The 9,896-nt window shown below is 35.8% G+C and carries 12 protein-coding genes and 1 pseudogene; 4 read left to right on the top strand and 9 right to left on the bottom strand.

Annotation, left to right across the window (positions count from 1 at the left end; genetic code table 11):
- Window positions 1–713: 713 nt before the first annotated feature.
- The 4 genes from P20495_RS17835 to P20495_RS22370 all read right to left on the bottom strand — a co-directional run bounded on the left by P20495_RS17835 (window position 714) and on the right by P20495_RS22370 (window position 2,862).
- Window positions 714–1,181 carry a DUF1643 domain-containing protein gene (locus P20495_RS17835; RefSeq protein ID WP_008133942.1) on the bottom strand — a complete coding sequence of 156 codons (468 nt, stop codon included), beginning with the start codon at window positions 1,179–1,181 and terminating at the stop codon, window positions 714–716.
- 190 nt (window positions 1,182–1,371) lie between these two features.
- The gene (locus P20495_RS17840; protein WP_008133940.1) at window positions 1,372–1,743 is read right to left on the bottom strand and encodes a hypothetical protein; all 372 of its coding nucleotides are present in this window, start codon (window positions 1,741–1,743) and stop codon (window positions 1,372–1,374) included.
- 280 nt (window positions 1,744–2,023) lie between these two features.
- Window positions 2,024–2,542, bottom strand: coding sequence for a hypothetical protein (locus P20495_RS17845; RefSeq protein ID WP_008133938.1), 519 nt, complete (start codon window positions 2,540–2,542; stop codon window positions 2,024–2,026).
- Between the two features lie 218 nt (window positions 2,543–2,760).
- Window positions 2,761–2,862, bottom strand: coding sequence for a transposase (locus P20495_RS22370; RefSeq protein WP_242401454.1), 102 nt, complete (start codon window positions 2,860–2,862; stop codon window positions 2,761–2,763).
- Between the two features lie 242 nt (window positions 2,863–3,104).
- On the opposite strand from P20495_RS22370, the pseudogene P20495_RS17850 reads away from it, so the two are divergent.
- Window positions 3,105–3,523, top strand: a pseudogene (locus P20495_RS17850) (group II intron maturase-specific domain-containing protein); the annotation flags it as partial.
- An 85-nt stretch (window positions 3,524–3,608) separates the two neighbouring features.
- Here the strand turns inward: P20495_RS17850 and P20495_RS20055 are convergent.
- The 4 genes from P20495_RS20055 to P20495_RS17860 form a co-directional block, all read right to left on the bottom strand.
- Window positions 3,609–3,917 carry a hypothetical protein gene (locus tag P20495_RS20055; RefSeq protein WP_033014984.1) on the bottom strand — a complete coding sequence of 103 codons (309 nt, stop codon included), beginning with the start codon at window positions 3,915–3,917 and terminating at the stop codon, window positions 3,609–3,611.
- A 12-nt stretch (window positions 3,918–3,929) separates the two neighbouring features.
- Window positions 3,930–4,295 carry a L,D-transpeptidase gene (locus tag P20495_RS22095; protein ID WP_277910880.1) on the bottom strand — a complete coding sequence of 122 codons (366 nt, stop codon included), beginning with the start codon at window positions 4,293–4,295 and terminating at the stop codon, window positions 3,930–3,932.
- A 989-nt stretch (window positions 4,296–5,284) separates the two neighbouring features.
- Complete coding sequence (locus P20495_RS22365) at window positions 5,285–5,338, bottom strand: hypothetical protein (protein ID WP_242401453.1); 54 nt, start codon at window positions 5,336–5,338, stop codon at window positions 5,285–5,287.
- 313 nt (window positions 5,339–5,651) lie between these two features.
- On the bottom strand, window positions 5,652–6,566 hold the full coding sequence (locus tag P20495_RS17860) for a LysR family transcriptional regulator (protein WP_008133931.1): 915 nt from the start codon (window positions 6,564–6,566) through the stop codon (window positions 5,652–5,654).
- A 162-nt stretch (window positions 6,567–6,728) separates the two neighbouring features.
- Between P20495_RS17860 and P20495_RS20050 the strand changes: the two genes are divergently transcribed.
- Window positions 6,729–7,142, top strand: a complete 414-nt coding sequence (locus tag P20495_RS20050) for a carboxymuconolactone decarboxylase family protein (RefSeq protein ID WP_158308532.1) — start codon at window positions 6,729–6,731, stop codon at window positions 7,140–7,142.
- A 740-nt stretch (window positions 7,143–7,882) separates the two neighbouring features.
- On the opposite strand, the gene P20495_RS20045 is transcribed toward P20495_RS20050, so the two are convergent.
- Window positions 7,883–8,098, bottom strand: a complete 216-nt coding sequence (locus P20495_RS20045; protein ID WP_050548453.1) for a hypothetical protein — start codon at window positions 8,096–8,098, stop codon at window positions 7,883–7,885.
- A 534-nt stretch (window positions 8,099–8,632) separates the two neighbouring features.
- Between P20495_RS20045 and P20495_RS17865 the strand changes: the two genes are divergently transcribed.
- Together P20495_RS17865 and P20495_RS17870 are read left to right on the top strand one after the other, a co-directional pair.
- The gene (locus tag P20495_RS17865; RefSeq protein ID WP_242401452.1) at window positions 8,633–9,295 is read left to right on the top strand and encodes an AHH domain-containing protein; all 663 of its coding nucleotides are present in this window, start codon (window positions 8,633–8,635) and stop codon (window positions 9,293–9,295) included.
- 4 nt (window positions 9,296–9,299) lie between these two features.
- On the top strand, window positions 9,300–9,890 hold the full coding sequence (locus P20495_RS17870; RefSeq protein ID WP_008133925.1) for an imm11 family protein: 591 nt from the start codon (window positions 9,300–9,302) through the stop codon (window positions 9,888–9,890).
- The last annotated feature ends 6 nt before the right edge of the window (window positions 9,891–9,896 follow it).

Genomic DNA, 9,896 nt, shown 5'->3' with positions numbered 1-9,896 from the left:
TAAACAACTATCATTTTCCATGGAGCATCTGTTATACGCTGCGTAATATCAACCTGTTCTCGCTCTGTATTACTTACAATCAGCTCAGAGAGTTTTGATGCGGGTTTTACTGTGTTATTACTCATAATGTTCTCCTTAAGAAATGTTATAAACCATTTACCAAATAGAGCTTAGGGCAAATAACTAATTTTCAAGAGGGTAAATTGTAACCAAGATTGAATTATCGACTCTAATAACATCAATACATACATAATCTATTTAAATAAACTTAGCTAAACGCATTATAAAAATACCTCTAAAGCTTTGTGGCTAATTAAAAATATTTTCTGCATCGTGTAATTAATTATGCTTATGGCACGCTTTATAAAGCTTCAAATATAGCCATTAATGGTAAAGCTTAAAGGAAGGTTGGTATTAGACCCAAAGGTCGTTTTATTGGTAAGCAGATTTATTTTTGGTAACAAATTTATGACGATTTTTAATGCGCAATATGTCATTTTATTTTGTACGCTAAAATTAACGATTGAAATTTGGGTAAACTGTAACTTTATGTTAGCTTATTCGGATTCATTGGGCTACAGCTAATCAAGTGAAGTATATACCGGCATAAAGTTACAAACAAAGCTTTATAAAGTTAGATTCCTTAAAGCACAATCGACTGGTACGGACTGCGCTATGCACTATGAGAGGATGTTGGCAATGTTAATTGCTTGTTATATGCCCATTGGTATAGGCTTTAACTTAGCTGATAAATACAAAGGATGAGCAGGCTCCCCTGATTTATTTAATTTTAAATAATTTAAGTTAGGCATTAGTTCCAAAATTTGTTTAGAACGCTTTAAAAAAGAACCGTCATTACCCCATGCACCAATAACTAATTGTGCATCATTGGATAATTTTGTAAGCCAAGCGTCATTATTTGAACCAATAGGATCTTTAGCTGATTTCATATCTCGTGGTTCGGTTGCTCTATATGCAAATAAATTAGACATGCATACACCACCGTAACCCCAAAATTTAGCAAAATTTATACAACGAATTAGTGTTGGATCATCATTATTTTCATCTGCCGTCGATGGATTTAAACCAATAAACATAACTATTGGTTTTGTTGTATCCCATGTTCTCCATAGTGCATATCTGTACTTACGGCATTCAGAAAGTTCAGCAGTATTCTTCATGTCTGGAACCTCTGAGGGTATATAACGAGGCTGTAGAATAACTCCAACAGCAAAATCCAATTAAAAATCGAGTTCCTGTAATTAACGCTAAGCGCTTTTAAAGCATTAGGTAATCATCTAGAAACCATAAAACAGGCTTTTTTCTTAAAAAGAGTAATTCTACAGCCTCAACACTCACATAAGCGGCGATTTACTGCTCTTGTGAATTGTTCGTCTTAATGTTTTTGTTATGTGCGTATATATCAAGCGCCGCTTCACTTGCTGAGGTTATAGCTGCCACGCCACGCAAGGTGATGTCTACATCTAATTCTATGTACGAACCTAAATTAGTCGTAAACGCTGCGAAGCTGTCCTTTAACTCAAAGAGATAAATCTTTTGAAACGCTTTGCAACTCGAAATATTTTTCATTTTTGAAGATATGCATTCTTTGCTTAACCCAACCGCCGACTCATATTTTACTACCATTTTTTCTAATTGCGCTTTGTCGTCAGTATTTTCAGCGAACGAGTAAAAACTAGCGAAATAAAAAACTATAATTACTAACTTTAAAATTCTAAACATAATATTCCTTTTCGAACATAACGAGACTGTAGAATAACTCCAACAACCAAATTAATTTAAAAACGAGCGTCTAAAATCAACGCTAAGCGTTTTTAAGCATTAGGTAATGCATTTGGAACCCATAAAACAGGCTGTTTTTCTTAAAAATGAGTAATTCTACAGCCTCAACGCACCCATAACGGGCGACTAATTGCCGGCTATAATTTGCGAGGAACGAGCACAGCCCGCGAGTAGGCGTCCCAATGAGAGTAGCGAATGAAGTTGATGGACTTGTTATGTTTTAATACCTGAGTACTTTTTTATCTTTAATAAAATGCGACCAAGCTGTCATAATAAAACCAATACTAAGAAATAATACACCCCAGAAAATGAAAGAGCGATCTCTATTCGTTTTAATCCAGTTTCTAATTATTCCCTCAGTACCTAAACCAACAGAGGTTCCATCGCTATATATAGCATGGTAAGTATAAAATGGAACACTTGCCTGGTTTCTTCCAATTGAAATTGACATTCCCTTTGCTTTTATAACAGATGATAAGCTATATGTTGATAAGCCAGAACTCTCTGATATGAGATCTTTTAACTCGCTAAAACCAGCTTCACCCGATTTGATAATAGATCTTTTATCCATTATGGATTGGGCTATATGCAAGTCGCTCCAAGGCGAGAATTGATCAATTACAAATTTAAAAGGTGTTAAATAATCCATAACCATTATGAAGCTTCCGAGTAACCCCAGAAATGCACCTAATAATGAAATTTGTTTACTTCTTTTTAATAACGATATTTCGTACAGCATACTCGAACCTGAATAAAACATAACGAGTCTGTAGATTAACTCGTTTTTTATTTGTTTTTATTGATAAACAAACCATAGCTGAGTTCCTATTTTGGTTCAATTGATTACTGTATTTTTACGCAGAATATAGAAGTGTTTGATATTGTTTTAATTGGCGTTTTGGAAGAAATTGCGGGTGTTTGAGTGGCTTATATTTAGGGTAAAAGGGCTTACCCTTCTTAATGCATCGTGTTTTGCAGCTTTTCTATATTATTGACAAGGCAATACAGTTGCCATTGGGCGTTCACTTTCGTTTGACCCCGTAATGTCAATTTATTCATGCCTTTATTCACTGTAATATTCCGCTTTTTATTTAAAGGAAAGCAGGTTCAATACAGCCGAATCGTTTGCCATTCTTTAATAAACAGCTGTCGCCGTCCGATTGGGCTCTCTATTTTTACTTTCACCTTATTAACATAGTTCAGCTTTTTGCGTGATTCATTATTTATAATAATGCACTCTTCATGCTGTTTTTGTTGGCTTTTTTCGTAATAATTAGGATGGGTGCCATCCTAATCTTCCACAGTTCCACGAACAGGCGCTAAAGAAATTTAAAGCAAATGTAAGAGAACTCACTAACCGCAACTGGGGATCTCAATGACCCTACAGATTTATAAACTCACTGAGTATTCACGTGGCTGGGGACACTATTACCTAATAGCCAACGCTTATCAGCTAAAGGTGGATTTAGATCATTGGATCCGCCGTAGGATAAGAATGTGCTACTGGCGGCAATGGCGTAAACCACGCACGAAAGTACGCAGTTTAATAAAACTGGGTGTTAGCGAACGACTCGCCATAGCCTGTGGTAACACCAGTAAAGGGCCTTGTCGAAGCTCAAAAACAAAAGGAATTAACATTGCGCTAGGCAATGACTATTTAGCATCACAAGGTTTAGTGTCATTGAGAGATATTTGGATCGGTATTCATTACGGGAGATGAACCGCCCATTGCGGAACCGCATGATAGGTGGTGTGGGGGCTAAAGGTTAGAGACCTCCGGCTACCCGATTATAAGCGAAACCATTTTATTTGCATATTTTTTCAACCTCTTCGTATGCAACAACAAAGTCTGGTGAAATTACAACCTTTTTAAGCAAATTATCCTCGCTTAAATAAGACCAAAGTATGTGATTACTGTCTTCAGATTTCTGAGTAATACTATCTTTATTTTCTCTTAAGTCTTCACAAGAGGGAATATTAGAATACTTATTAAGCAAGATTATTTCTCTTTTTATTATATCTTCATTGCGATCGTCAGATATGCTAGTTGCATATAAATATCCAACAGTTCCGCCAAAGAGAACTCCTAGAGTTAGATAAATTAGTGCTTTCATAGATTATAACTCCTAAGCCATATCAACAAATACCGGAGTATTCATAGGTGACCAACTAAATAATTTTTTTGCATCATCTTCACTTAGGCGAACACAACCATGAGATCCTAATGATTCAATACCAACGACTTTTAAAAAGGATGTAACACTTACAGCATTTGATTGATGGGTAGCTTTACCATCATTTGTAAAAAACATCGCATAATCCATTTGTGCATTATATGCACGGCTTCTGTATTTTTGATGCTTTCTGAATATATGGTGTAAAGAAGGCTTTATTGCCGTAGGGTGTTTTTTATCGCCAGAGGCGCAATGAAATTCATGTATTTTCTTTTTTCCATCGTAAGCGTAAAGATTTTGATCATCCAAATCAACGATAATATGTTTCCCTGTAAGTCTTACACCACCAAGGTATAAAATAGTAGAGCCACTTGGACTAACTACTCCATCAGCCTTATTTCTTCCCTGTATACTGGCTTGAAAGTCTGAAATACACTGTGTTAACTCCTGAATAATATTTGGGGAGCAGGAGTTTGGAATTTTTAATCGAAGAAGTTTTTCTCGGTAGTACGGATCTTTTTTTCTATTTTCTAATAATGAAATGACACTCCTTAAGTCTGTATTACTGTTAGTTCCTCCCTTACCAACTTTGTTGAAAATATAGTTAGCTGTTCCTATATCATGTTTTTTTTGGGTGTTGCACAGTTACCTTGTGACACTTTACTTCATCCTTGTATGAGTTAAAAAATAATCGAATGTATACTAACAGTTACATAAAATAATTACAGCCAGTAACGGAGCTTATAACGAGCCTGTAAATTAACTCGTTTTTAAATTTATTTTTATTGATAAATAGACCATAGCTGAGTTCCTATTTTGGTTCAATCGATTACTGTGTTTTTCATAGAATATAAAAGCTGGTTTGGTATTGTTTCAATTGGTGTTTTGGAAGAGATTACGGGTGTTTGAGTGGCTTTTATTTAAGGTGAAAAGGCTTGCACTTCTTAATACATCGCTTTTTGCAGCTTTTCTATTTATGAACAAGGCAATACAATTGCCGCAGCGTAAACTAAAGGCATTCACTTTCATTTGACCCCGTAAGGTCAATTTATTCATCCCTTTATTTACTGTAATATTGCACTTTTTACCTAAAGGAAAGCCGCTCCAATACAGCCAAGTCGTTTGCCATTCTTTAATAAACAGCTATCGTCGACCTATGGGGTTGTCTATTTTTACTTTAATTTAACAAACTAACAAAAATATGCCACTAAATTTATTTTTAGGTTCAGAGTCTGTTTCTTTTTGTACAGGGTTAATTCCCCCGACACATTTATAAATAAAATGTTCGTCTCACACGCTTTGGCAATTCAGCGACTACTGATAAAGCCATGTGCATAGCCCAGTAAAATAATCTTTAGCATTACCGAAGGCGGATACGCGGCAGGCCCGTTTTGTCGTTGTTATACCACGTGTCAAATCCCGATAAATCGAGTTTATTTTCGACGATATAACAAAGGGCATATTCAAAGGTACCTGGCAGAATTTGCTCAGCGAAATTGATAGGAATGAATTTGTTTTGACAGGATAAGTCAGGCTTGACTTATCACCAAAAAAAAGTGCCATAACAGTTTACCATGGGTGAATAATATCTATTAGATCACAGCGAACAGAGGGATTGAAGGTTGAAAAAAATTCAATTAAAAATAGTGGTATACGTTCCTCAAAAGAGTAACTCTACCACGTCCGATGCAGTAACTTGTTATGTGTTTTTTCAACTAGATAGTCAAGAAATAGCCTTATAATTGGATTTTTATATATACCTTGTTTATATACAGCATAAACGCTACCACTAGACTGCTCATTAAGAAGCGGCTCCCAATCTCGTAAGCAAACAACAAGCTGCCCACTTCTCACATAGTCAGATACTATCCAGTTTGAAAGCTGAACGACACCAAGACCACACAAGGCTGCCTCCAATAATGGTGTGCCGCCTTTTGATTTAAGATTACCACTAACTAAGACCTTAGTATTACGACGATTTTTTTTAAAATGCCAGTAAGTTCTTTGCCTCTCTTGATTGAGTAATAAGCAATTATGTAATGACAAATCTTCAGGTTTTTCAATATTGTCATTTTTTGACAAGTAATCTGGTGACGCACAAACAAAGGTATGATTTGGGATAATGTTACAAAATTTTAAACTCGAATCTTTCGGTGTTCCTATACGAATTGCCAAATCAATATTTTCCCCTGCTAGATCAACCACCTTATTCTCTAGCTCAATTTCAATTGCTATCTTTGGGTATTTTTTCAAGAATTCAGGGATTATGGGACAAACACTTAACCGACCAAAACTCTCAAACACTGAAACCCTCAAATTTCCTTCAGGCTCTTTATGACTGTCAGTCATAGACATAAGTATAGAATCACAATTAGAGACCAGATTAGAGGCTCCCTCTAAAAATATATAGCCCTTATCTGTCAGTAATAATTGGCGCGTGCTACGTTTAAATAGCTCGGATTTCAGCTCATATTCAAGATTATCAATGGCACGAGTAACTGATGACGGAGCCATATTTAATACTTTGGCAGCTTTAGAAAAGCTACCCAACTCAACGACCTTTAAAAATATACGAACAGACTTTAACATAATAACCTTTGCGTTTTATGCACGATTGTTTGGCTTATAGCATATATTCTAATCATTATTTGATAGGCATACAATGTATCGCGTCACTCATTTACACAAGCGAGAAAAAATATGCCGAGAGTACCTTTTGAAAATATACCCGAGAATTTAATGAACTGCATAATGCAAACAGAGAAATACATCAAGAGCTTAAACATTATTGATGAGTCTTTTATGGAGGTGTTGAGATACAGGGTCTCAGTGATAAACCAGTGCGCTTACTGCATTGAAATGCACTTTAAAGAAGCTATTGCTGCGGGTGAAAGTGAATTACGTATTTACTCATCGTCGGCATGGAAAGAAACGAGCTTTTATAACGAATCAGAGCAAGCATTACTGGAATGGACTGAGTCTGTCACAAAGCTCAATGACTCTACAGACCAAAGGCAACAATCGTTTACTAACTTGAAAAAATATTTCAGCCAAGATGATATTTCAAATTTAACCTTATCAATCGTACAAATTAATTCTTGGAATCGTTTGGCAAAATCTTTTGGCTTTGAGGCCGGTAATTATCAAGTTGGACAACAACATTAGTAGATTCACTATTCGGCGTCATTAATCGCTGCCGGACACATAACACTTTAGTATTTATGCAACACACAGTTTGTGTTGCATAATCGCTTGTTGGGCTGAGGCGCTACCTGCTCGGTGTGTCAGAGTAGGATCTCCGCGTAGCGGCTTAGTTCACAACTCTCTTGAATGACCGGGGTAATCGCTCTAAATCGACCATTAATTACTATACAAAGACACTGATTGTATTGAATGCTAACTTGCTACGCTTAATTGCTTTTACAGTATGTTATTTAAGTAGAACTTGCTGAGTTTATTTTAAAGTGTGTGATGGCATGGGTAATGAAATAAAAAATAAATTTTTATTAAAGTGCTTTAGGTTAAATTATATAAGAGGTTTAACACCCAATGTTGTTTGAAGTATAAGTTGGCATAGGCACATTCGATTTCATTGAGCTACAACGTCACAAGTGAAGTGTAACTTGGCATAATATTGAAGCATATAATGGCATAAAGTTACCAAATATAGGCTTTATGAGGTCAACCCCATAAAATCCTGCTAAGTTTAGTTGGCTACTATGTGCCAGAAGCGGACCTTCAATCGTAGCTCGTTTCTGCCACATTCTGCGCTAGTGCTGAAACTCATTTACAGTCTGTAAATGATTGTTTTGTATACATTTTATCTTCACGAGACACAAAAAAAGTCAACCAATGGCGGACTTTTTGTTGTGGTGCATAGAATACACTTTATGCAAAAATGGCAACTAAACCGGATCATCTAAGTGTGGTTTGTCTTGCTTAACATATGGCTTAAACTCAGCATGTGTTAAGACTCTTTTATCTAACTCTCTTTTAGCTCGTGGACCGGTATGCTCTCTTAGATACTCTCGGTTCTTAATAGACTGAGACTTTCCTACCAATTCAAGATGACGATTTAACTCATAATCTTCTGAAAAATTTACATGTTCCGAATCTTTCATAACAATCCCTATAAACAGAATACAGTGCAATATTACACCTATCTTGGATATATGGATAAAATTATATATCTCAAGGGGTTCATTATGACCAATCTGGTAAATCAGTTAGTTAGCTCACAAAAACGGTATTTTTCTACATCAGATACCCATAAGCGTGTTTTTAGCTACTGAAAGAGTCTACTACAGCCTTGCAAGCAAATCATACCTCGAACACAGTGTTTCTATACATTGAGCTATCTGACGATACTGGATTAGAGCTAAAGCCGTAACACGAAAATGTCCAAAAATGAGTTAGATCGACCGTCTGTTTTTCGCTCGGTGTCGGCTATTAGCAAAGTCCCAAAAAGCGGTCATTAACAATATGTATTTATGTATATAAATCTTAGCTTAATCTTTCAGAATCAGTTAACAGTCTTCAATCAGATCTAACATTCAAAAATGTTTGTTAACAGAGTTCACTTTCAAGTTTCCTTGAAGCCCAACCTACTGAGTACCTTATATTGTCTTGTTTAATCTATTTGATTTGGGCATCATATGAACATTGGTGTTAATTTAATTAAGCACATTGTTTTTGAAAAGGAATGTTCAATGCGTCAAGATTATGAAGAAGTTACTGTCCAAGAATTAGAGCAAGACATACTAGCTGTTACCGGCGACTCAGTCCAAGCAAAAGCTAAATCACAGGCTTTTGCAATTTATTATCGTAATGTAGTCATTGACTCTACCCGCTATCAGAAAGGAATCATTACAGAAGATGATTTGAAATATTCTCGCCATATTCAATGGCAACACATGAAAAGCCACTCCAAGAAGTTAGCTGAAAATATGGCTAAAGTTGGTAGAGGAAAGCTTCCTAAAAATACAGCCGCACATCATATTGTCTCTTGGAATGCCATGCGAGCAGCACGTTCTCGTATGCGGTTAGCGGCATTTGGTATTGACATTGATCATGAAGCTAATGGCGTATATTTACCGTTAAATAAAGCACACGTTCCTTTGGGGTCAATGCCTGACGCTTATGCACACGCAACCATCCATACGAAAAAATATTATTTGAATGTAGAGTTTCTTCTTGACCAGTCAATCAACAAAGGATTAGGACACAGAGGGATAATTGAAGCATTACGTCAAATTTCAGATGGCCTTGAAGATGGTGAATTCCCAATCCATACAAAACTAAGTGGAACTCAGGTTTAATAATATGAAAAGTTTTAATAAAGTATATGGTTTTAATATAAACCCTGATTTATACCTTTACCTCAATGAAACAGGTTTCGAGCAAACGATGCAATTAACAGAAGGCCAAATTTTACTTTTTGATGGCCATTCAATGGTAGATAACTGGCGCACTCTTGGAGTTAACTGGCTCATTGATGAACATGATGTAAACGCTGGACTTCAAATACCAGATATTGCAGGACTAGGAGCTACTTCTTATGTTTTATCAAAAGAAGTTAAAGCAATAATGGAACCTAATTTAGGACACAATGTTGAATATCTTAAATGTGATTTGCAAGGTGAAACTTGGTATGCACTAAACCTAGTTGGTTTTGAAGATGCTCTAAACCATGAGCTTACCGAGCACAATTATAATAAACGTGGTGAAATAAAAATGATAAAGCCGTTTAAGCGCTTAGTAATAGATAAGTCAAAAGTAGAAAATACCGCTTTATTTCGTACCAAAGAAACGGGGTTGAGTTATATAACTACAGATGCAGAAAATAGTTTTTACTCTTTAATAAAAGAGAATAACCTTACTGGAATTGATTTTCATGAAATAGAAGCCATCTAGCATTAA

It is taken from the genome of Pseudoalteromonas sp. BSi20495 (assembly GCF_000241185.1).
Lineage (GTDB): Bacteria > Pseudomonadota > Gammaproteobacteria > Enterobacterales > Alteromonadaceae > Pseudoalteromonas > Pseudoalteromonas fuliginea.
This window is presented reverse-complemented; position numbering and strand designations above follow the sequence as displayed.

What these genes read in the sequence shown, in the direction of transcription:
- P20495_RS17870 (WP_008133925.1), top strand. Translation starts at nt 9,300, where the DNA reads ATGAAAAGTTTTAATAAAGTATATGGTTTTAATATAAACCCTGATTTA.
- P20495_RS22370 (WP_242401454.1), bottom strand. Translation starts at nt 2,862, where the DNA reads ATGAATAAATTGACATTACGGGGTCAAACGAAAGTGAACGCCCAATGG.
- P20495_RS20045 (WP_050548453.1), bottom strand. Translation starts at nt 8,098, where the DNA reads ATGAAAGATTCGGAACATGTAAATTTTTCAGAAGATTATGAGTTAAAT.
- P20495_RS17840 (WP_008133940.1), bottom strand. Translation starts at nt 1,743, where the DNA reads ATGTTTAGAATTTTAAAGTTAGTAATTATAGTTTTTTATTTCGCTAGT.
- P20495_RS17835 (WP_008133942.1), bottom strand. Translation starts at nt 1,181, where the DNA reads ATGAAGAATACTGCTGAACTTTCTGAATGCCGTAAGTACAGATATGCA.
- P20495_RS17865 (WP_242401452.1), top strand. Translation starts at nt 8,633, where the DNA reads ATGAACATTGGTGTTAATTTAATTAAGCACATTGTTTTTGAAAAGGAA.
- P20495_RS17845 (WP_008133938.1), bottom strand. Translation starts at nt 2,542, where the DNA reads ATGCTGTACGAAATATCGTTATTAAAAAGAAGTAAACAAATTTCATTA.
- P20495_RS20050 (WP_158308532.1), top strand. Translation starts at nt 6,729, where the DNA reads ATGCAAACAGAGAAATACATCAAGAGCTTAAACATTATTGATGAGTCT.
- P20495_RS20055 (WP_033014984.1), bottom strand. Translation starts at nt 3,917, where the DNA reads ATGAAAGCACTAATTTATCTAACTCTAGGAGTTCTCTTTGGCGGAACT.
- P20495_RS17860 (WP_008133931.1), bottom strand. Translation starts at nt 6,566, where the DNA reads ATGTTAAAGTCTGTTCGTATATTTTTAAAGGTCGTTGAGTTGGGTAGC.